This is a genomic window from Methylobacterium sp. A54F, from assembly GCF_053346035.1.
Map to the genome: position 1 here is coordinate 1 of NZ_JBKFBF010000135.1, position 303 is coordinate 303.

General features: G+C 61.7%; 1 pseudogene. It reads left to right on the top strand.

What is annotated here, in order from left to right:
- Nucleotides 1–102 precede the first annotated feature (102 nt).
- Nucleotides 103–303 (top strand): annotated as a pseudogene (locus tag ACLBXP_RS25650) (IS5/IS1182 family transposase); the annotation flags it as partial.

The window sequence follows — 303 nt, forward strand, 5'->3', positions numbered from 1 at the left end:
GGAGCGACCGTCTGCTTTGGGTCGATTCTGTTGAAAAACTCGGGTGTTGCAGCGATTGTGATGAGGTGATTCACTCCTGTCGAGGGACGGAGATCGAAGCAGATGATGGGACCTCGGCAAGTCGAGCAGGGTGCCCTGTTCTACGAGTTCTCGCTCGACACCCACGTTCCCGCCGACCATCTGCTTCGCTCCATCGACCGCTTCGTCGACCTCGTCGGCCTGCGCCAGGAGCTAGCCCCGTTCTACGCTTCGACGGGCCGCCCCTCCGTCGACCCCGAGTTGATGGTCCGCATGCTGGTCGTC